The 20,304-nt window shown below is 72.1% G+C and carries 21 protein-coding genes and 2 pseudogenes; 10 read left to right on the plus strand and 13 right to left on the minus strand.

The annotated features are described in order from the left end of the window. Positions 1-79: 79 nt before the first annotated feature. Together ABZX67_RS25465 and ABZX67_RS25470 are read left to right on the plus strand one after the other, a co-directional pair. Positions 80-514 carry a sec-independent translocase gene (locus ABZX67_RS25465; protein WP_355364145.1) on the plus strand — a complete coding sequence of 145 codons (435 nt, stop codon included), beginning with the start codon at positions 80-82 and terminating at the stop codon, positions 512-514. 66 nt (positions 515-580) lie between these two features. Next, a complete protein-coding gene (locus ABZX67_RS25470) occupies positions 581-1,255 on the plus strand; it encodes a hypothetical protein (protein ID WP_355364148.1) in 675 nt (224 codons plus the stop codon). Positions 1,256-1,316: 61 nt separating this feature from the next. On the opposite strand, the gene ABZX67_RS25475 is transcribed toward ABZX67_RS25470, so the two are convergent. Genes ABZX67_RS25475 through ABZX67_RS25485 form a run of 3 tightly spaced genes read right to left on the minus strand, consistent with a single transcriptional unit; the run spans position 1,317 to position 4,365 of the window. Continuing rightward, positions 1,317-2,450: an Mrp/NBP35 family ATP-binding protein gene (locus ABZX67_RS25475; protein ID WP_355364151.1), complete on the minus strand. Its 1,134-nt coding sequence runs from the start codon at positions 2,448-2,450 to the stop codon at positions 1,317-1,319. A gap of 42 nt (positions 2,451-2,492) precedes the next feature. Then, the gene (locus tag ABZX67_RS25480) at positions 2,493-3,038 is read right to left on the minus strand and encodes a DUF1003 domain-containing protein (RefSeq protein WP_355364211.1); all 546 of its coding nucleotides are present in this window, start codon (positions 3,036-3,038) and stop codon (positions 2,493-2,495) included. Positions 3,039-3,090: 52 nt separating this feature from the next. Further along, complete coding sequence (locus tag ABZX67_RS25485) at positions 3,091-4,365, minus strand: CBS domain-containing protein (protein ID WP_355364154.1); 1,275 nt, start codon at positions 4,363-4,365, stop codon at positions 3,091-3,093. Positions 4,366-4,567: 202 nt separating this feature from the next. Between ABZX67_RS25485 and ABZX67_RS25490 the strand changes: the two genes are divergently transcribed. After that, a complete protein-coding gene (locus ABZX67_RS25490; protein ID WP_355364157.1) occupies positions 4,568-5,353 on the plus strand; it encodes a hypothetical protein in 786 nt (261 codons plus the stop codon). A gap of 9 nt (positions 5,354-5,362) precedes the next feature. Here ABZX67_RS25490 and ABZX67_RS25495 read toward each other — a convergent pair whose 3' ends face one another. Both ABZX67_RS25495 and ABZX67_RS25500 read right to left on the minus strand, forming a co-directional pair. Next, on the minus strand, positions 5,363-5,887 hold the full coding sequence (locus ABZX67_RS25495) for a hypothetical protein (RefSeq protein WP_355364160.1): 525 nt from the start codon (positions 5,885-5,887) through the stop codon (positions 5,363-5,365). Between the two features lie 32 nt (positions 5,888-5,919). Next, the gene (locus tag ABZX67_RS25500) at positions 5,920-7,047 is read right to left on the minus strand and encodes a magnesium and cobalt transport protein CorA (RefSeq protein ID WP_355364163.1); all 1,128 of its coding nucleotides are present in this window, start codon (positions 7,045-7,047) and stop codon (positions 5,920-5,922) included. A 440-nt stretch (positions 7,048-7,487) separates the two neighbouring features. Between ABZX67_RS25500 and ABZX67_RS25505 the strand changes: the two genes are divergently transcribed. Beyond that, positions 7,488-8,072: a suppressor of fused domain protein gene (locus ABZX67_RS25505; RefSeq protein WP_355364166.1), complete on the plus strand. Its 585-nt coding sequence runs from the start codon at positions 7,488-7,490 to the stop codon at positions 8,070-8,072. A 6-nt stretch (positions 8,073-8,078) separates the two neighbouring features. Here the strand turns inward: ABZX67_RS25505 and ABZX67_RS25510 are convergent, their stop codons facing one another. After that, positions 8,079-9,314, minus strand: coding sequence for an MFS transporter (locus ABZX67_RS25510; RefSeq protein ID WP_355364169.1), 1,236 nt, complete (start codon positions 9,312-9,314; stop codon positions 8,079-8,081). Positions 9,315-9,473: 159 nt separating this feature from the next. Here ABZX67_RS25510 and ABZX67_RS25515 point away from each other — a divergent pair, with 159 nt between their 5' ends. From ABZX67_RS25515 to ABZX67_RS25525, 3 genes are all read left to right on the plus strand, one after another. After that, the gene (locus ABZX67_RS25515) at positions 9,474-10,109 is read left to right on the plus strand and encodes a DUF6758 family protein (RefSeq protein ID WP_355364172.1); all 636 of its coding nucleotides are present in this window, start codon (positions 9,474-9,476) and stop codon (positions 10,107-10,109) included. A gap of 75 nt (positions 10,110-10,184) precedes the next feature. Beyond that, a complete protein-coding gene (locus tag ABZX67_RS25520) occupies positions 10,185-11,060 on the plus strand; it encodes a PHP domain-containing protein (protein ID WP_355364175.1) in 876 nt (291 codons plus the stop codon). Between the two features lie 117 nt (positions 11,061-11,177). Beyond that, a complete protein-coding gene (locus ABZX67_RS25525) occupies positions 11,178-11,783 on the plus strand; it encodes a MarC family protein (protein ID WP_355364178.1) in 606 nt (201 codons plus the stop codon). An 82-nt stretch (positions 11,784-11,865) separates the two neighbouring features. On the opposite strand, the gene ABZX67_RS25530 is transcribed toward ABZX67_RS25525, so the two are convergent. Beyond that, positions 11,866-12,018, minus strand: a complete 153-nt coding sequence (locus ABZX67_RS25530; RefSeq protein WP_355364181.1) for a hypothetical protein — start codon at positions 12,016-12,018, stop codon at positions 11,866-11,868. A 132-nt stretch (positions 12,019-12,150) separates the two neighbouring features. Here ABZX67_RS25530 and ABZX67_RS25535 point away from each other — a divergent pair, with 132 nt between their 5' ends. After that, positions 12,151-13,083, plus strand: a complete 933-nt coding sequence (locus ABZX67_RS25535; protein ID WP_355364184.1) for an NYN domain-containing protein — start codon at positions 12,151-12,153, stop codon at positions 13,081-13,083. Here ABZX67_RS25535 and ABZX67_RS25540 read toward each other — a convergent pair. After that, a complete protein-coding gene (locus tag ABZX67_RS25540) occupies positions 13,068-13,958 on the minus strand; it encodes an alpha/beta hydrolase (RefSeq protein WP_355364187.1) in 891 nt (296 codons plus the stop codon). The genes ABZX67_RS25535 and ABZX67_RS25540 overlap by 16 nt on opposite strands. A 118-nt stretch (positions 13,959-14,076) precedes the next feature. Beyond that, positions 14,077-16,175, minus strand: a pseudogene (locus tag ABZX67_RS25545) (DEAD/DEAH box helicase); the annotation flags it as partial. Positions 16,176-16,479: 304 nt separating this feature from the next. Here ABZX67_RS25545 and ABZX67_RS25550 point away from each other — a divergent pair. After that, positions 16,480-17,235, plus strand: a complete 756-nt coding sequence (locus tag ABZX67_RS25550; RefSeq protein ID WP_355364190.1) for a ferritin-like fold-containing protein — start codon at positions 16,480-16,482, stop codon at positions 17,233-17,235. A 22-nt stretch (positions 17,236-17,257) separates the two neighbouring features. Here ABZX67_RS25550 and ABZX67_RS25555 read toward each other — a convergent pair whose 3' ends face one another. The 4 genes from ABZX67_RS25555 to ABZX67_RS25570 form a co-directional block, all read right to left on the minus strand. Next, the gene (locus tag ABZX67_RS25555) at positions 17,258-17,524 is read right to left on the minus strand and encodes a hypothetical protein (protein ID WP_355364193.1); all 267 of its coding nucleotides are present in this window, start codon (positions 17,522-17,524) and stop codon (positions 17,258-17,260) included. A 166-nt stretch (positions 17,525-17,690) separates the two neighbouring features. Then, positions 17,691-17,918, minus strand: coding sequence for a DUF3107 domain-containing protein (locus tag ABZX67_RS25560; protein WP_355364196.1), 228 nt, complete (start codon positions 17,916-17,918; stop codon positions 17,691-17,693). Positions 17,919-18,039: 121 nt separating this feature from the next. Continuing rightward, positions 18,040-18,681, minus strand: coding sequence for a TetR/AcrR family transcriptional regulator (locus ABZX67_RS25565; protein WP_355364199.1), 642 nt, complete (start codon positions 18,679-18,681; stop codon positions 18,040-18,042). Between the two features lie 192 nt (positions 18,682-18,873). Further along, on the minus strand, positions 18,874-19,113 hold the full coding sequence (locus ABZX67_RS25570; RefSeq protein ID WP_355364202.1) for a hypothetical protein: 240 nt from the start codon (positions 19,111-19,113) through the stop codon (positions 18,874-18,876). Positions 19,114-19,255: 142 nt separating this feature from the next. Here ABZX67_RS25570 and ABZX67_RS25575 point away from each other — a divergent pair. Further along, positions 19,256-20,203 (plus strand): annotated as a pseudogene (locus ABZX67_RS25575) (alpha/beta hydrolase); the annotation flags it as partial. Positions 20,204-20,304: the final 101 nt, after the last annotated feature.

The raw sequence follows: 20,304 nt of genomic DNA on the forward strand, positions 1-20,304 counted from the left end.
ACCGCCCCGGCAGCCCGGCCAGGTACCGTGGAGCGGGCCCCGGCCCCTGCGGAACCGGACCCTGTGAAGGAGCGGCAAGGTGTTCAACGACATAGGCGGATTCGAGCTCGTCGCGCTCGTGGTCCTTGCCGTGCTCATCTTCGGGCCGGAGAAGCTGCCGAAGGTCATCCAGGACGCCGCCCGTTTCATCCGGAAGATCCGCTCGTTCTCGGAGAACGCCAAGCAGGACATCCGCAGTGAGCTCGGCCCCGAGTTCAAGGACTTCGACTTCGAGGACCTCAACCCCAAGACGTTCATCCGCAAGCAGCTCACGGAGAACGAGGACCTCAAGGAGATCCGCAGCAGCTTCGATCTCAAGAAGGAGATCACCGAGGTGGCGGACGCGGTCAACGACCGCGGCGACTCCTCCGTCCCGGCGGCCGTCAACGGCGGCCACGGCGGCCCGGACCTGCTGAAGAAGCGCGACGCGCCTGAGCCGGGCGAGCGTCCTCCGTTCGACGCCGACGCCACCTGAGCCCCTCGGCGGCCCTCGGTGGCTAAGCTCTCCCTCTGTCCACGTATCGAGGAGGCGGCCGGACAGATGGAGACGACAAGTCGGGTGGGCGCGCAGAGCGCCGCACCCAGCGCCAGATCCGCGTCCGACGGGGTGCCCCAGGCCCGCCGGACGGTGGACGGCTACCTGCGGGCGCCCTTCCCCTGGTACGGCCTCGACGAGGCGTTCACCGGCCCCCGCTGGCTGATGCAGGTCGGGGTCTCGGCGGACGGCACCGTCCAGCACGGCTCGACCGGCCACGGCGACGAGCCCGCGATAAGGCCCGAGGCGATCGGCGCCCCCGCCGACCGCGAGCGCTTCGCGGTCGTCGTCACGGTCGCCGCGAACCCCGTACGGCGCAGCGGCGACGGTACGGGTGTCCTCGACGCCACGAGCGTCTCCTCCGCCGCCTGGCTGGCCGGTTCCGGGCTCCTCGCGTACACCTGGCCGCCCCAGCTGGACCACACGCTTCGCGACAACTGGCTCGACCAGCAGACGGAGACCGCCTTCGAGCTCGCCGACGACCTGACCGGCTCGGCCTGGACGTCGCTGTCGCTGCCGGTCGACGGCGTGCCGGTGCCGTTCCACTACCGCGAGTCCGAGTTCGGCTGGGTGCTGGCCGGTACGACGCGGTCCGGGGTCCACCTGGGCGCGTACGGCCGCGGGATGAGCGCGTACGGCCTGGGCTTCGCGGTGATCCGCGACATCACGGCGTACGCGTAGCGCAGCAGCCGCGTACGTGAAGAGGGGCGGCCCGCGGGCCGCCCCTCTTCACGTACGCGCTCTAGAACTTGTTGCGCGGGGTGATCCCCAGCGACATGCCCGACAGGCCGCGCTGGCGGCCGCCCAGCTTGCCCGCGATGCTGCGCAGCGCCGCGCCCGCCGGCGAGTCGGGGTCGGACAGCACGACCGGCTTGCCCTCGTCGCCGCCCTCGCGCAGCCGTACGTCGATCGGGATGGAGCCCAGCACAGGAACGGTGGCGCCGGTGGTCTTCGTCAGGCCGTCGGCGACCTTCTGGCCGCCGCCGGTGCCGAAGACGTCGACCATCTCGTCGCAGTGCGGGCACGGCAGGCCCGACATGTTCTCGACGACGCCCACGATCTTCTGGTGCGTCTGCACGGCGATGGAGCCGGCCCGCTCGGCCACCTCGGCCGCCGCCTGCTGCGGGGTGGTGACGACGAGGATCTCGGCGTTCGGCACGAGCTGCGCGACGGAGATCGCGATGTCGCCGGTGCCCGGCGGCAGGTCCAGCAGCAGCACGTCCAGGTCGCCCCAGTACACGTCGGCGAGGAACTGCTGGAGCGCGCGGTGGAGCATGGGACCGCGCCACACCACCGGGGCGTTGCCCGGAGTGAACATGCCGATGGAGATGACCTTCACCCCGTTGGCCGAAGGCGGCATGATCATGTTCTCGACCTGGGTCGGACGGCCGTCCGCGCCCAGCATGCGCGGCACGCTGTGGCCGTAGATGTCGGCGTCCACCACACCGACCTTGAGCCCGTCTGCGGCCATCGCCGCCGCCAGGTTCACGGTCACGGACGACTTGCCGACGCCGCCCTTGCCGGAGGCCACGGCGTACACCCGGGTCAGCGAGCCGGGCTTGGCGAACGGCACCTCGCGCTCGGCGGTGGTGCCGCGCAGCGCGGCGGCCAGCTCCTTGCGCTGGGCGTCGCTCATCACGTCCAGCGTGACGTCGACGCCGGTGACGCCCTCGACGCGGGAGACGGCCTCGGTAACGCGCGAGATGATCGTCTCGCGCATCGGGCAGCCGGAGACCGTGAGGTAGACGGTGACGGCGACCGCCCCGTCCGCACCGATCTCCACTGACTTGACCATGCCGAGCTCGGTGATCGGTCGGTTGATCTCGGGGTCGTTCACCGTCGCCAGCGCTTCGCGCACCGCGTCTTCCGTAACCATACGGAGATGGTACGGCGCCGCCCCCGGCCCCTGGTAAGCCCGTCAGCGGTCGGCTTCGTCACTTCTGGGCGGCGCCGCCTCCCGCCGGTCGTCGAGTTCGCGCACCAGGTCCTCCAGCTCGGAGCGGATCCAGTCGCGGGTGGCGACCTCGCCCAGGCCCATCCGCAGGGCGGCGATCTCCCTGGTCAGGTACTCGGTGTCGGCGATGGAGCGCTCGTTCTGCTTGCGGTCCTGCTCGTGGGTGACCCGGTCCCGGTCGGCCTGCCGGTTCTGCGCCAGCAGGATCAGCGGGGCCGCGTAGGACGCCTGGAGCGACAGGGCGAGGGTCAGGAAGATGAAGGGGTACTCGTCCCAGCGCAGGTGGCCGGGCGCCGAGACGTTCCACAGCACCCACACGATGATGACGGCGGTCATCCAGACCAGGAACCGGCCGGTGCCGATGAAGCGGGCGATCCGCTCCGACAGCCGCCCGAAGGCCTCGGGGTCGTACGCCGGGAGCAGTTTCGGCCGCCGGATGCGCGGCTGGTCCAGCCGGATGCGCGGCGCGGGCGGCTCGCCGACCCGGTCCATGCGCTCGAGGCGGTCCATCCGCTCCGCGCGCTCCCCCCGCTCCACCCGCTCGCGGCGTTCGCGCTTGCGCTCAGGCGCCATGCGGCACCCCGCCCTCGGGTCCGAACTCCGCCTCGCGCCAGTCCTCCGGCAGCAGGTGGTCCAGTACGTCGTCGACGGTGACGGCCCCGAGCAGCGACCCGCCGTCGTCCACGACCGGGGCGGCGACCAGGTTGTACGTGGCGAGGTGGCTGGTCACGACGGGGAGCGGGGTGTCGGGGGAGAGGGGCTCCAGGTCCGTGTCGACGATCGCGGACACCAGCGTGAACGGAGGGTCGCGCAGCAGCCGCTGGAAGTGCACCGTCCCCAGGTACTTGCCCGTCGGCGTCTCGTCGGGCGGCCGGCACACGTACACCTGCGCCGCCAGCGCGGGGGACAGGTCCCGCTGGCGTACGCGCGCGAGGGCGTCGGCGACCGTCGCGTCCGGGCGCAGCACGATCGGCTCGGTGGTCATCAGCCCGCCCGCCGTCCGGTCCTCGTACGCCATCAGGCGGCGTACGTCGGCGGCGTCGTCCGGCCGCATCAGGGTCAGCAGCCGCTCCTTGTCGGCCTCGGGCAGCTCGGACAGCAGGTCGGCCGCGTCGTCCGGGTCCATGGCCTCCAGGACGTCCGCCGCCCGCTCCTCCTTCAGCTTGCCGAGGATCTCGATCTGGTCGTCCTCGGGCAGCTCCTCCAGTACGTCGGCGAGCCGGTCGTCGTGGAGGGCGGCGGCGACCTCGGCGCGGCGCTTGGGCGACAGGTGGTGCAGGACGTTGGCGAGGTCGGCCGCGCGCATCCGCTCGAAGGTGGCCAGCAGGCTCTCCGCGCCCTGGCCCTCCTCCTCCAGCGAGAAGCCCGTCACCGCCGACCAGTCGACGGTCAGGGTCTCGCCCTTGCGGCGCAGCGCCCCGCCGCCGCCCCGCCGGACGAAGACCTTGTCGATCTCCCAGTCGCGGCGGGCCGGGAGCTGCTGGATGGACACGTCCAGGACGGTCACCTCGGAGCCGTCCTCGGCGAGCCGGACGCGGCGGTCGAGCAGCTCGCCGAGGACCAGGCGCTCGGTGGGGCGCTGCTCGAAGCGCCGGACGTTGAGCACCCCGGTGGTGATGACGTGGCCGGACTCGACGCCGGTGACCCGGGTCATGGGCAGGAAGATCCGGCGCCGCCCGATCACCTCGACGACCAGACCCAGGAGCCGGGGCGGGCGGCGGCCGACGCGCAACATCGCGACCAGGTCGCGGACGCGCCCCACCTGGTCCCCGTTGGGGTCGAAGACGGGGACGTCGGCGAGGTGGGAGACGAAGACCCGGGCGGTTCCTGACGCCATGCCGCACACCTCCTCGCCCGCCACCTTCCACCGGCGGCCGGAAATCGACATCGATGAGTGCTTTACGACGATTCAGGCTAGCCCGTCCCGATGCGGGTCGCCCAGGCAGGGCGTCCGGACGGCTCCCTTCCGGACGCCGCGGAGGGCCCCGGTACGCTGCGGTCTCACAACCCCCCACAGACAGACGAGAGGCAGTGCGCAGGTGACCGCTCTCCCCCCGGCCTCGCGTGCCCGCCGGGCAGTCCGGGCATCCCTCCCCGTCGCACTCTGCGCCGGACTGACCGCGATGCTCACCGCGTGCGGTGGCGAGGAGGATCCGGACACGGGAACCAACGGGCTGGGCAAGCTGTCCGCCTCGGAGATCGAGACCAAGGCCCAGGGCGCGGCGGACACCGCCAAGGCGGTCCGGCTGTCGGGGACGCTGGTCAGCAAGGGCGGCACGTACAAGCTCGACATGCGGCTGAAGGCCACCGGCGCGACCGGCTCCGTCTCCTCCCGTACGAGCACCTTCGAGCTGCTGCGGGTCGGCGACGCGCTCTTCCTGAAGGCGGACGCGGCCTTCTGGACGCACGCGGAGAGCGAGTCGGACGAGAAGGGACCCGACGAGTCCGACACGCAGGCGGCGGACAAGCTCGACGACAAGTACGTCAAGGTCCCGCAGGACGACCCCTCGTACAAGCAGCTGCGCGGCTTCACCGAGATGAATGTCCTGCTGGACGGCCTGCTGGAGCTGCACGGCGAGGTGGTCAAGGGCGACCGCGCCAAGATCGGCGACACCCGCACGATCAAGGTCTCGGGCGGGCAGCGAGGTGAGGGCGGCACGCTCGACGTGTCCCTGGAGGGCACCCCGTACCCCCTCCAGTTCGCCCGCGGCGGCGGCGGGGGCGTGGTGGTCCTCTCCGACTGGAACGAGGACTTCCCCCTGACGGAGCCCGCGAAGGACGAGACCCTCGACTACGGCCGCCAGCTGCCGCGCACCAGCGACTAGCCGCTCCGGTCAGCCCTTCCTCGGCTTCCGCCGCTTCAGCAGTAGCCGCGGCAACGCCGCCGGGATCGGGTGGCGGGTGGTGGCCGGGGTGGGCAGCGGCACGGCCGACAGGGAGCCGTCGGGGTGGGTCGTCGTCGCCTCGCGCGGCGTCAGCCGCACCAGGCGGCACTCGCGGGCCCAGCGCTCGGTCATCGTCTCGGCGTCGGGGGCGTTCAGCCGCTTGCCCTTGAGCTCGTCGACCGCCGCCTGCCACTCCTCCGAGCCGGGCGCGGGTTCGGCGACCGCGGCGGTCCAGGCGACGACCCGGCCGCCCTTGTCCTTGCTGCGTACGGTGACCTCGGCCGTGCCGTCGGCGGCGAGACCCGGGGGCAGCGGCTGCTCGCCGGGGCCGTCGCCGATGACGTACGCGGCGCCGTCGTGCCACACGTGCCACAGGGCGCGCGCCGGACCGCCCTCGCCGCGTACCCAGATCAGGCCGGACTTCTTGGTGGCCTCCTCGACGAGGGCGGGGCCGAGCAGCGTGTCGTCTGTCATGCCCCGCAGCTTAGAAGAAGCCGCGGAGGCCGCTACAGCCAGCCGTTTCGCTTGAGGGTGCGGTGGATGGCGAAACAGATCACCGAGATCCCGGCCAGCACCAGCGGGTAGCCGTACTTCCAGCGCAGCTCCGGCATGTAGTCGAAGTTCATGCCGTACACGCCGCACACCGCCGTCGGGACGGCGATGATCGCCGCCCATGACGTGATCTTGCGCATGTCCTCGTTCTGCGCGACGGTGGCCTGCGCGAGGTTGGCCTGGAGGATGGAGTTCAGCAGCTCGTCGTAGGAGACGACCTGCTCCTGGACCCGCGCGAGGTGGTCGGCGACGTCCCGGAAGTACTTCTGGATGTCCGGGTCCACCAGCCGCATCGGCCGCTCGCTCAGCAGCTGCATCGGGCGCAGCAGCGGCGACACCGCCCGCTTGAACTCCAGCACCTCACGCTTGAGCTGGTAGATCCGCCCGGTGTCGGTGCCGCGCGTCGAGCCCTTCGTCGGGGGCGAGAAGACGTCGATCTCGATCTGGTCGATGTCGATCTGGACGGCGTCGGCGACCGCGATGTACCCGTCCACCACATGGTCGGCGATGGCGTGCAGCACCGCCGAGGGGCCCTTCCCCAGGAGCTCGGGTTCGCCCTCCATCCGGTGGCGCAGGTTGCGCAGGGAGCCCTGCCCGCCGTGGCGGACGGTGATCACGAAGTCCCGGCCGGTGAAGCACATCACCTCACCGGTCTCGACGACCTCGCTGGTGGCGGTGAGCTCGGCGTGCTCCACGTAGTGGATGGTCTTGAAGACGGTGAACAGCGTGTCGTCGTAACGCTCCAGCTTGGGCCGCTGGTGGGCGTGGACCGCGTCTTCCACGGCCAGCGGGTGCAGCCCGAACTCGGCGGCGATGCCCGCGAATTCGGCTTCCGTCGGCTCGTGCAGCCCGATCCAGGCGAACCCGCCGCCCTCGCGCACCTGGCGCATCGCCTCGCGCGGCGTGAGGCACGCCTCGTCCTTCAGACGGCGGCCGTCGCGGTAGACGGCGCAGTCGACGACGGCGCTCGACGCCGACGGGTCACGGGTCGCGTCGTACGAGTTGTACGCGGTGTACGGGGCTCCGGTGCGCTTGCGCAGGGACGGGCGTACCGCTGCGCGCAGGTCACGGATCATCGACATGGCTGGCTCCTTCACGGAGAGGCCGTCGGCGAGGCGCGGGGCAAGGCCGGCGCAGCCCGGAATGGGGACGTGGCGTCATGACGTCCGCAAAGCGGGCGGCACCGCGGTGTGCTCGCGGTGACGGCGTTCGCTACAGACAGGCAAAAAAGGGTGTGCTCTTCCGTCGTGCGCGTCGCCGTGTGTGGAGTGGCTGGTGTGCCTCAGCTCACAGAGCCGGGGCCTCGGCAGCCGGGCGTCGGGCGGAAGAACCGCTGGTACTGCACGATCGACTTCGATCCACCGCAGCCCCACCTCCTCCGGCCGGTCCCCCGTGGGGGATGACGTGTGTCGGGGCTGGAAAGCAGGCTCGACCTGCTGCCCCGACCAGCGGCCAAGACTATCAGCCGACTGACGGTCAATCCCTTACTTTGCCCGTTCCATACGCGCTTTATGCTCGCCGGATGGAAGAAGTTCTTGCACTGGTCGAGGCCCGGCTGCGTACCGCCCTCGGTGAACCGGACGCGCGCGCCGCCGTGACCTTCCTCGGCACGGACCGCATCGAAGTGCTGCGCTTCACCGAGGGCGATGTGGTGCGGTACGCCACCCTCGGCATGTCGGCCCAGCCCATGACCGACCCCACGGCCGCGCTCGCCGACCCGGTCAAGGGCCCGCGCGCGGAGCTTCTCCTCACGGTACGGGCAGGTCTCGCCGACACCGACAAGGTGCTCCGCCCGCTCGCCGTGCTGGCCGCGTCACCACAGGTCGAGGGCGTGGTCGTGGCCCCCGGCGCGTCCCTGGACCTGGGCGAACCGCTGTGGCCCGGCGCGCCGTTCAGCTCCGTGCTGGTCGCGGAGTCCGGGGGCCTGGTGGAGGACCTGGAGCTGGACGAGCCGAAGGATCCGGTGCGCTTCCTGCCGCTGCTGCCGATGACGCCCAACGAGGCGGCCTGGAAGCGGGTGCACGGCGCGCAGGCGCTCCAGGAGCGGTGGCTGAACGCCGGTACGGACCTGCGCGATCCGCTGCGCAGGTCCGTAACCCTGGACTGACGTACGTCAGTTGGCGAAGGCGGGCTCGGGTCGCGCCTCCAGGTGCTCCTCGGCCTCGTGGGCCAGCGACCGCCGCCGTACGAGCACGATGCCCGCGCCGATCAGCGCCGCCGCGCCCGCCACCAGGAACGGCAGGTGGACGTCGCTCCACTCCTCCAGCTTCGGCGCGAAGTACGGGGCGGCGGCCGCCGCGAACCAGCGCACGAAGTTGTAGCCGGCGCTCGCCACCGGGCGCGGGGCGTCCGACACGCCGAGGGCCAGCTCGGTGAAGACGGTGTTGTTCACGCCGATGAAGGCGCCGGACAGGATCGTGCACACCACGGCCGCGGTGTGGTCGCCGTACCCGAGCGCGACGACGTCGGCGGCGAGCAGCACGAGCGAGCCGCCGAGCACCTTCAGCGATCCGAACCGCTCCTGGAGTCGCGGCGCGACCAGCACGGAGAAGACCGCGAGCAGCACGCCCCAGGCGAAGAAGACCGCGCCGGACTTGTACGGCGTCATGTCCAGCACGAACGGCGTGAAGGCCAGGACCGTAAAAAAGGCGTAGTTGTAGAAGAACGACGAGGCGGCGGCGGAGGCGAGCCCGCCGTGCCCGAGCGCCCGCAGCGGGTCGAGCAGTGCCGTCTTGCGCGCGGGCTTCGGCTGCTCCTTCAGGAACGCGGCGATGCAGAGGAAGCCGATCGCCATCAGCGCGGCGGTGCCGAAGAACGGGTAACGCCAGCTGGCGTCGCCGAGGACCGCGCCGAGCAGCGGCCCGCACGCCATGCCGAGGCCGAGCGCCGACTCGTACAGCAGGATCGCCGCCGCGCTGCCGCCGGCCGCCGCGCCGACGATCACGGCGAGTGACGTCGAGACGAAGAGCGCGTTGCCGAGCCCCCACCCCGCCCGGAAGCCGACGAGCTCGCCGACCGAACCGGACGTGCCCGACAGGGCGGCGAAGACGATCACGAGCGCGAGGCCGGCGAGGAGCGTGCGGCGGCCGCCGATGCGGCTGGAGACGAAGCCGGTGATCAGCATCGCGACGGCGGTGATCAGGAAGTACGAGGTGAAGAGCAGCGAGACCTGGCTGGGCGTGGCCCGCAGGCCCTGGGCGATGGACGGCAGGATCGGGTCCACCAGTCCGATGCCCATGAAGGCGACGACGGACGCGCCGGCGGTGGCCCACACCGCCCTCGGCTGGCGCAGGATGCCGCGCCCGCCCTGTGCGCCCGTGTCGAGGGGGTCGGGTGCCTGAGCCGTCATGCGGGGGTCCTCTCCTCCGGGAGAAATAAGTGCTCTATGCATACAATAAATTAGACAGTCTAATGAGTGCAAGCTGCATGTATCTTTTCGGGCCGGACGGCGCACCGGAAGGGTGATCGTCCTTGACGCGGCGACGGCCGGGTAGGACCGTGGAACGCTATGAGGGGCGAACCCAGTTGCCCGAAGTGCGGAGGCCGGGTCAGGGCGCCCGGTCTCTTCTCCGACTCCTGGCAGTGTGCCGTGCACGGCCCCGTGCACCCGCTGCAGCCCGTGCTGCCACCCAGCGTCGAGGCGCTCGGCGTGGTCACGCACCGCGCGCGGGTCCCCGTGTGGATGCCGTGGCCCCTGCCGCTCGGCTGGCTCTTCACCGGTGTCGCGTACGCCGGTGACGACCGCAGCGGCGGCCGCGCCACCGCCGTCGCCTGCTCGGGCCCCGGCCCGCTCGGCGGCGCCGGCGAGCTGCTGCTGATCGCCGAGGAGCTCGGCGTCGGCCTCGGCGCGAGATACGCCGGCATCGACGGCCCCGATCCGGGCCCGCACATCTGCGGCGACAAGCCGCCGCAGGCCAAGGTCCTCGCCGCCGGCCGCCCCACACCGCTGTGGCACGTCACCGACGCGCCCGAGGACCGCGCGGTCTTCGCGGGCGAGGCGCGCGGGCTGTGGCTGTGGGCGATCGTCTGGCCGGAGCAGTCCGGCATGCTGCTGTACGACGAACTCGTCCTGACCGACGTCCGCGAGTCGGGCGCGGAGGTCGAGCTCCTGCCGTGCGGCGCGCTGACGCCACGCCTGCTCTGACGTGCGAAGCGCGGCTTCCGGGGCGGTTATCCTGGAGCGTCCCCTGTCCGCCACCGAGCCCCGGAGTCACGCGTCGTGCGCATCGACCTGCACACCCACTCCACGGCCTCGGACGGTACGGACACCCCCGCCGAGCTGGTGCGTGCCGCCGCCGCGGCCGGACTCGACGTCGTCGCGCTGACCGACCACGACACCACGCGCGGATACGCGGAGGCGATCGCGGCCCTCCCGACCCTTGATCGGGGACTGACCCTCGTCACCGGCGCCGAGCTCTCCTGCCGCATCGACGGCGTCGGCGTCCACATGCTGGCGTACCTCTTCGACCCGGACGAGCCCGAGCTGGCCCGCGAGCGCGAGCTCGTGCGCGACGACCGCGTGCCCCGCGCGCAGGCGATGGTGGGCAAGCTCCAGGAGCTCGGTGTGCCGGTCACCTGGGAGCGCGTCGCGGCCATCGCCGGCGACGGCTCCGTGGGCCGCCCGCACATAGCCGAGGCGCTCGTCGAGCTCGGCGTCGTCGCCTCCGTCTCCGACGCCTTCACGCCCGAGTGGCTCGCCGACGGCGGCCGGGCGTACGTCGAGAAGCACGAGCTCGACCCGTTCACCGCCATCCGCCTCGTCAAGGCGGCCGGCGGCGTCACCGTCTTCGCCCACCCGCTCGCCGTCAAGCGCGGCCGCACGGTGCCCGAGGCGGTCGTCGCCGACCTCGCGGCGTACGGCCTCGACGGCATCGAGGTCGACCACATGGACCACGACGAGCCGACGCGCGCGCGGCTGCGCGGCCTCGCCGGGGACCTCGGCCTGCTGGCCACCGGCTCCAGCGACTACCACGGCAGCCGCAAGACCTGCCGGCTCGGCGAGTACACCACCGACCCGGAGATCTACGGCGAGATCACGCGGCGCGCCACCGGCGCGTTCCCGGTGCCGGGCACCGGGGGTCCCTCCCAGGCCTAGCTCTGGGGGAGGACGCCCGTAACCACCCCGCGTGACGGGCTGCCCTCCGCCGCCCGTCCCGTGGATCGCGACGACGCCTCCCTTTTTGTTCGTACCTCTTCCCGCAAGGCCCTCACTGTGTTCGATGCTGCCGTCTTCGGCTCCCTCTTCCTCACCCTCTTTGTCATCATGGATCCCCCCGGGATCACCCCGATCTTCCTCGCCCTCACCTCCGGCCGCCCCGCCAAGACGCAGCGCCGCATGGCCTGGCAGGCGGTGGCCGTCGCCTTCGGTGTGATCACCGTCTTCGGCATCCTGGGCCAGCAGATCCTGGACTACCTGCACGTCTCCGTCCCCGCGCTGATGATCGCGGGCGGGCTTCTCCTGCTGCTCATCGCGCTCGACCTGCTCACCGGCAAGACGGACGAGCCGAAGCAGACGAAGGACGTCAACGTCGCCCTCGTACCGCTGGGCATGCCCCTGCTCGCCGGGCCCGGCGCGATCGTGTCCGTCATCCTGGCGGTGCAGCACGCGGACGGGGTCGGGGAGCAGATCTCGGTGTGGGGCGCGATCGCCGCCATGCACGTCGTGCTGTGGCTGACCATGCGCTACTCGCTGGTGATCATCCGCGTGATCAAGGACGGCGGCGTGGTGCTGGTGACGCGGCTCGCCGGCATGATGCTCTCCGCCATCGCGGTGCAGCAGATCATCAACGGCGTGATGCAGACGATCCAGGCCGCGTGACGCGGCGGTTCGCGTACGACCGCGCCCCCGCACGGAGTCGTTCCGTGCGGGGGCGCGGTCGTAGGCGGGTGATGCCCAGTGCTTACGACGCCGTGGCCTCGGTCGGGCGGATGTAGATGCGCTGGCCGATAGCGGCGGCCTGCTGCACCATCCTGTTGACGGAGGCGGCGTCCACGACGGTGCTGTCCACGGCGGTGCCGTCGACGTCGTCGAGTCGCATGATCTCAAAGCGCACGGGCTTCTCCCTTCGTCGTGTTCCATACGGGTGCAACGAGACGTGAACCTTAAACATTCCCTACGCTAAGGAAATTTTTTACGTGTCTAACTACTGGCGGGTCGTCACCGGCCGTCGGACAATGAAGCCGGCATGAACGAAGCCGCGGCGAACGAAGCCGCCCCCACCGCCCCCGAGACGCTGAGCGAGCTCTCCACCCGCCTGGAGCGCACCAATGAGCTCCTCCAGCGCATGCTCGTCGAGGTGGCGAAGACTCCCTCGACGCATGCCATCTTCGTCGACGCCGGTTACGTCTACGCTTCGGCCGGATTGCTGGTGGCGGGCACCGAGGACCGGCGCGCCTTCGACCTCGACGCCGAGGGCCTGATCGAGGCCTTCATCGACAAGGCCCGCACGATCTTCGCCGACAGCCGGCTGCTGCGCGTGTACTGGTACGACGGCGCGAGGCGCCGCATCCACACGCCCGAGCAGCAGGCCATCGCCGACCTGCCCGACGTCAAGGTCCGGCTCGGCAACCTCAACGCCAACAACCAGCAGAAGGGCGTCGACTCCCTCATCCGCTCCGACCTGGAGTCCCTCGCCCGCCACCGCGCCATCAGCGACGCGGCGCTCGTCGGCGGCGACGAGGACCTCGTCTCGGCGGTCGAGGCCGCCCAGGGCTACGGAGCCCGGGTGCACCTGTGGGGCATCGAGGCGGCGGACGGGCGCAACCAGGCCGAGCCGCTGCTCTGGGAGGTCGACAGCCGACGCGTCTTCGACCTGGACTTCTGCCGCCCGTACGTCACGCGCCGCCCGGTCACGACGTACGAGAACGAGGGCGAGCCGCCGCCGTCGCGCGACGAGGTGCGTTTCCTCGGCGCCCGGATCGCGGAGACCTGGCTCGCGGAGCGGGGGCCGGTCACCATGGCCGAGCTGCTGCCCGGCCACCCGTACCTGCCGGGACCGGTGGACCAGGACCTGCTGATGGAGGCGGAACGGCTGCTGAGCCGCTCCCTGCGCGGGCACGCGGTGTTGCGGCGGGCGCTGCGGGACGGCTTCTGGCAGCAGCTTCAGTCGCGGTTCTGAGGCCCCCGGGCATCCCAGAACCGGGCGACGGCCGCCGCCGTCTCCGCCGGCCGGTCGGTGTTCGGCGAGTGCTCGGCGCCCTCGATCACCGTGCGGTGCGCGCCGAGGCGCTCCGCCATGGCGTCGAGCAGCGGCACGGGCCAGGTGTCGTCGCGCTCACCGGACACCACGTGCAGGGGGAGCGGCGGGCGTACGGCGGCGAGTTCGGCGACCCGGTCCGGTTCCACGGTCAGCCGGCGGCCCGTCACCAGCAGCTGGACCGGGTGGTGCCGCAGCCACCGCTGCCGCAGGTCCTCGCGGTTGCTGCGCGGGTCGTCGGCCTCCTCCGGCGGGTCCAGCGCGCGCATGGCCTCCCACACCTGCGCCATGGTCATCACGCGCAGCGCGTCGCTGAGCAGCTTGATCTTCTGCTGCTGGGCGGGCGTGACCTCGGCGGGGCCGGACGACATGAGGGTGAGCGTGGCGAAGGGCCGGGCGTCGAGGAGGACGGCGGCGCGGGCGATCAGACCGCCGAGCGAGTGCCCGAGGAGGTGGACCGGCCCGCCGTCCCCGTCGCGGACGAGGGCTTCCGCCTGTGCGAGCGCGTCGCGTGCCAACTCGGGCTGCTCATAGGCGTCTTCGGCGTCCGGGCCCTCGGTCTCGTACTGCCCGCGGCCGTCCACGGCGACGGTCCGGTAGCCCGCGTCGGCGAGCGGCTGGAGCATCGCGATGAAGTCCTCCTTGCTGCCGGTGTATCCGGGCAGCAGCAGGGCGGTGCCCTTCACCTCGACGCCCTCGGCGGGGCGTGCGTCGAGGACGGCGAAGTCGCCGCGCGCGGTCCGCAGACGGTCGGCGCGGGCGCAGGGCGGTGGCGTGAAGGTGGGCGGCCGGCTCATGCCCCGAGGCTACCGGTGGGGCGGGGGCGCCCCCCGCGCAAGGCAATGGCCCCCGCACCCTCCGGGAGGAGGAGGCGGGGGCCATCAGAGCGATCGGCTCAGCGGCTCAGCCTTCGGCCTGGGCGGCGACGGCCTTCTTGCGCGTGCGGCGAGGCTTGGCCTCGGTCGTCGCTTCGGCGGCCGTGGCGTCGGCGGCGGGCTCGGCCTTCTTGCGGGTCCGGCGGGGCTTGGCCTCGGCGGCGGGTGCCTCGGTGGCGGGTGCCTCCGTGGCCTCCGCGGCGGGCTCGGCCTTCTTGCGCGTGCGGCGAGGCTTGGCCTCGGTCGTCGCCTCGGCTGCCGGAGCCTCGGCCACCTCGGCGGGCGCCGTCGCGGCCTCGGCCACGGGCTCCGCCTTCTTGCGCGTGCGGCGGCGCGGCTTCGCCGGCTCCTCCGCCACGGGCTCGGCCACCGGAGCGACCTCGGCCACCGGAGCAGCCTCGGTCTCCGCGGCCACCGGCGTCACCGGGGCCGTCTCCGTCGCCGCGCCCACGCGGGTGCGCCGACGGCGGCGAAGGGTGCGGGGCGCGTCCGCGGCAGGGGCCTCCTCCACCGCGGTCGCCGCGGCGGCCACCGTGGCGTCGGCGGCCACCGGGGCGCCGTTGCGTGTGCGGCGGCGCTGGCGCGGGGTGCGCGTCCGCGCGGGAGCCTCGTCCTCCGAGCGCTCCGTACGCTCCGAGCGGCTCGTACGCTCAGAGCGGTCGGAACGCGACGAGCCCGACGTACGCGACGAGCCCGAGGTACGGGACGAACGGCCGCGGCCGCCCGGCTCGCCCAGGTCCTCCAGCTCCTCCGCGTCCAGACCGGCACGGGTCCGCTCGGCGCGCGGCAGGATGCCCTTGGTGCCCTCGGGGATGTCCATGTCCGCGTACAGGTGCGGGGAGGTGGAGTACGTCTCGACCGGGTCGTGGAAGTCCAGGCCCAGCGCCTTGTTGATCAGCTGCCAGCGCGGGATGTCGTCCCAGTCGACCAGCGTGACGGCGATGCCCTTCCGGCCCGCGCGGCCCGTGCGGCCCACGCGGTGGAGGAAGGTCTTCTCGTCCTCGGGCGACTGGTAGTTGATCACGTGCGTGACGCCCTCGACGTCGATGCCGCGCGCGGCGACATCGGTGCAGACCAGGACGTCGACCTTGCCGTTGCGGAACGCGCGCAGCGCCTGCTCGCGCGCGCCCTGGCCGAGGTCGCCGTGGACCGCGCCGGAGGCGAAGCCGCGCCGCTCCAGCTGCTCGGCGATGTCGGCGGCCGTCCGCTTCGTACGGCAGAAGATCATCGCGAGTCCGCGGCCGTTGGCCTGGAGGATGCGCGAGACCATCTCGGGCTTGTCCATGGAGTGCGCGCGGTACACGTACTGCGCGATGTTCGCCACGGTCGCGCCCTCGTCGTCCGGCGCGGTGGCGCGGATGTGCGTGGGCTGCGACATGTAGCGGCGGGCCAGGCCGATGACCGCGCCCGGCATGGTCGCCGAGAACAGCATGGTCTGGCGCTTCGCCGGAAGCATGTTGATGATCTTCTCGACGTCGGGCAGGAAGCCCAGGTCGAGCATCTCGTCGGCCTCGTCGAGGACGAGGGACTTGACCTTCGACAGGTCCAGCTTGCGCTGGCCGGCCAGGTCGAGCAGGCGGCCGGGGGTGCCGACGACGACGTCGACGCCCTTCTTCAGCGCCTCGACCTGGGGCTCGTACGCGCGACCGCCGTAGATCGCGAGGACCCGGACGTTGCGCACCTTGCCGGCGGTGAGCAGGTCGTTGGTGACCTGGGTGCAGAGCTCGCGGGTCGGGACGACCACGAGCGCCTGCGGGGCGTCGGTCAGCTGCTCGGGCTCGGCCCGGCCCGCCTCGACGTCCGCGGGGACGGTGACCCGCTCCAGCAGCGGCAGGCCGAAGCCGAGCGTCTTGCCGGTGCCGGTCTTGGCCTGGCCGATGACGTCGGTGCCGGAGAGCGCGACCGGGAGGGTCATCTCCTGGATGGGGAACGGCGTCGTGATGCCGACGGCTTCGAGCGCCTCGGCGGTCTCGGGAAGGATCCCGAGCTCTCGGAAAGTCGTAGTCAGGGTGCTGCCTCTTCTGTGAGACGCGGTATGAGGCGAACGCTGGGGGTCTTACCGTGCCAGTTACGGCCGGCCGCAGGCCGTCAAGGCCGCAGTCGGGTGGCGCGGGACCACTGCCGTCGCTCGAGCGTCATACCGCTGAGGGGCCCCTCATGTGGCGCACCAGGCGCCCCGAGGGCTGTCGGGTCGGAGCCGATCGGGCCACCGACCGGGCATCCTCATTCATGAGATGGCCCGCCAAGTATGTGTACGAAGACGACTGAATACTCAGCAGGCGCAATATCACTGTACCCCGGATTCGCGCATCTGTGTTGGGCCAATTCATAACGAGGGGCAGGTCACACTCGACGGCGCTCGCGCCGCGCCGCCGCGGCGTGCCACCGGGCGTGCGCCGGGCTCGCCCGTGCGGGCGCGGGCCGGCGGGCTATTGTGCGGGTCATGGAGACGCCTGACAACGCCACCGCTTCCGCCGCCGCCGGAGACCCGGCCGAAGAACCGACCGGGATCGCCGCCCTCGACTGGGCCGGCGCCTCCGCCGAGCCCCAGTACCGCGCGGCGGTCGTGGACCTGCTCGGCGCGCTCGCCTACGGGGAGCTGGCGGCCTTCGAGCGGCTCGCCGAGGACGCGAAGCTGGCGCCGACGCTCGCCGACAAGGCGGAGCTGGCGAAGATGGCGTCCGCGGAGTTCCACCACTTCGAGCGGCTGCGTGACCGGCTGACCGCGATCGACGTGGACCCGACGGCCGCGATGGAGCCGTTCGCGAAGGCGCTGGACGACTTCCACCGCCAGACGGCGCCGTCCGACTGGCTGGAGGGCCTGGTCAAGGCGTACGTGGGCGACTCGATCGCCAGCGACTTCTACCGCGAGGTCGCCGCCCGCCTGGACTCCGACACGCGGGCGCTGGTGCTGGCGGTGCTGGACGACACCGGGCACGGGAACTTCGCCGTCGAGAAGGTGCGCGCCGCGATCGAGGCCGACCCGCGCGTGGGCGGCCGGCTCGCGCTGTGGGCGCGCCGCCTGATGGGCGAGGCCCTGTCGCAGGCCCAGCGGGTGGTGGCGGAGCGCGACGCGCTGTCGACGATGCTGGTGGGCGGGGTCGCGGACGGCTTCGACCTGGCGGCGGTCGGCGAGATGTTCTCCCGGATCACCAAGGCGCACACGAAGCGGATGGCGGCGCTGGGCCTGGCGGCCTGACACCGGGCCGAAGGCCCCGTGGTTACGTCGCCGCCGAGCGGCGCAGCCGGCGGGCCGGCCGCAGCAGCAGCGACAGGACGACCGCGTCCACGGCGAGGGCGCCCAGCAGGGTCCCCAGCTCGAACCCCGGCCCGAGGGCCGCGTGGGTGATGAGCGCGCCGAACAGCCCGCCCAGGGCGCCGGTGATCAGCACCGCACGGCGCGGCGGAAGCCGGTCGGCCAGCCGCTGCAGGGCAACCCAGGAGAGTGCGAGTCCGAGCACGACGGAGCCGAGAGCTTCCCAGAGCACAACTGATCACCTCGCGGTGGGGCGGGGCGGGCAAAACGGTCGTAGGCCGTACTACCCGATCAGTGGCCGAAACAACCCTGGTGAGCCCACCGAACGTGAGGGCATGAGAAAGGGCCCGGCCGGATGCCATGCATCCTGCCGGGCCCTTCTCCTACGCCCGTACGCCTCAGAGCGCGCCGAAACCCACCCGGCGCGTCGCCGGCTCGCCGATCTCCACGTAGGCGATCCGGTCCGCCGGCACGAGGACCTTGCGGCCCTTGTCGTCCGTCAGGCTGAGCAGCTGCGTCTTGCCCGCCAGCGCGTCGGCCACCGCGGCCTCGACGTCCGCGGCCGACAGCCCGCTCTCCAGAACGATCTCCCGGGGCGCGTGCTGCACGCCGATCTTGACCTCCACGGCTATGTCCCTCCGAACGGTCAGCGTTGCGCGGTCAGCCGCGCCGTACGCAGCACACATTAGCCCGGAGAGGCGATCCGGTAGCCGTCAGCCGTACAGCCAAGAGCGAACACGGCCGGTGTCAGTGCGACTCCGAGCCGTGCAGCGGGAAGCCCGCGATGCCCCGCCAGGCCAGCGAGGTCAGCAGCTGCACCGCCCGCTCGCGCGGGATCGACGACTCGCTCGACAGCCAGTACCGCGCGACCACCTGCGACACGCCGCCGAGCCCGACGGCCAGCAGCATCGACTCGTCCTTCGACAGTCCGGTGTCCTCGGCGATGACGTCCGAGATCGCCTCGGCGCACTGGAGGCTGACCCGCTCGACGCGCTCGCGCACGGCCGGCTCGTTCGTCAGGTCGGACTCGAAGACCAGGCGGAACGCGCCGCCCTCGTCCTCCACGTACGCGAAGTACGCGTCCATCGTCGCCGCGACCCGCAGCTTGTTCTCGGTCGTCGAGGCGAGTGCCGTACGGACCGCCTGCAGCAGCGACTCGCAGTGCTGGTCCAGCAGGGCCAGGTACAGGTCCAGCTTCCCGGGGAAGTGCTGGTACAGCACGGGCTTGCTGACCCCGGCGCGCTCCGCGATGTCGTCCATCGCGGCCGCGTGGTACCCCTGGGCGACGAAGACCTCCTGGGCCGCCCCCAGAAGCTGATTGCGTCGGGCACGGCGCGGCAGGCGTGTACCCCTCGGGCGCGCCGCCTCTGTCTGCTCGATGGCTGTCACGCCGCCTCCCAAAATCGATCCATGTGGCGCTGTGCGCCGCGCCCGCCATCGTACTTTTGGGTAACCCGGCTGTGCGCGGTGCGAGCGCAGAATTTCACGTACCGGACGCCCGTGGTAGCTCCCTGGTGCCAGTAGATTCAACTTTTAACGACGTCAAAGCGGCCAAATCGCTGCTGGGGCGCGCGGTGGTCGTCAGCGGTAGTCGTCCTCGTCGAGGTCCACCACCCGCGTCTGCTCGGCGGCGTCGGCCGGGTTCGCGACCGCCGGGTCGATGTGGGTGAGCGGATCGTCCTCGCGCGGCCGCAGCTCCCTGTGCTGTTCGGCGGCGTCCGCCTCCGGGGTCTCCTCGGTGAACGCGCCGGCGGCGGCCTCCTCCGTGTTCTCGCCGGCGGTCTCGTCGAAGGTCTCGAAGTCGGTCGGGTCGACGGTCATGGGCTCCCTTTCACATGGACAGGCAGGGGCCTGGGCGAAATGCCCCGTCTCTACGAGCGTAGGAGGTACCCGTGGACAGCGCTATACGATCTGTGATGGCCGACACATCAATCGCCGCGTGATCGTCTCGTAACATTGCCGCATGTCTTCGACCGAGCTGCCGGAATCCCGTGCCGCCGCGGCGGCGGCCCCGCGGGTGAGCACCGTGCGGGTCGCGGAGGGCGAGCGGCTGCGCACGGTGGCGCTGCCGGGGCTGACTCTGACCGTACGCGCGCGGCCCGCGGCCCGCGCCGGACTGCCGCCCGCGCTGTACGTGCACGGGCTCGGCGGCTCCTCGCAGAACTGGTCCGCGCTGATGGCGCTCCTCGCCGACCACGTGGACGGCGAGGCGGTCGACCTGCCCGGCTTCGGCGACTCGCCGCCGCCCGACGACGGCAACTACTCGGTGACCGCACACGCCCGCGCCGTCATCCGGCTCCTCGACGCCGCCGGCCGCGGGCCCGTGCACCTCATCGCCAACTCCCTCGGCGGCGCCGTCACCACCCGTGTCGCGGCCGTCCGCCCCGACCTCGTCCGCACCCTGACGCTCGTCTCGCCCGCGCTGCCGGAGCTCCGCCCGCAGCGCGGGGCCTGGCCGACGGCGCTGCTCGCGCTGCCGGGCGTCTCCACGCTGTTCTCCCGGCTGACCAGGGACTGGACGGCCGAGCAGCGGGTCCGGGGGGTGATGTCCCTCTGTTACGGGGACCCCGGCCGCGTCACCGACGAGGGCTTCCGCAACGCCGTGGAGGAGATGGAGCGGCGCCTGGCCCTCCCCTACTTCTGGGACGCCATGGCGCGCTCGGCGCGCGGCATCGTCGACGCATACACCGTGGGCGGCCAGCACAACCTGTGGCGGCAGGCGGAACGGGTGCTCGCGCCGACGCTGCTGGTGTACGGCGGGCGCGACCAGCTCGTGTCGTTCCGCATGGCCCGCAGGGCCGCGGCGGCCTTCCGCGACGCGCGGCTGCTGACGCTTCCGGACGCCGGGCACGTCGCGATGATGGAGTATCCGGAGACGGTCGCGAAGGCCGTACGGGAACTGATCGACGAGAGCGTCGGGGGGGGCCGGCGCGCCCCCCCGCCGGGCGGGGGGTTGCACTGGGTGGGGGGGCGATATTGCCAGTGGGCAGCCCACCCCCCCCCGCGCCGCGC

This window comes from Streptomyces sp. NPDC003036, from assembly GCF_040611175.1.
Taxonomy (GTDB): domain Bacteria; phylum Actinomycetota; class Actinomycetes; order Streptomycetales; family Streptomycetaceae; genus Streptomyces.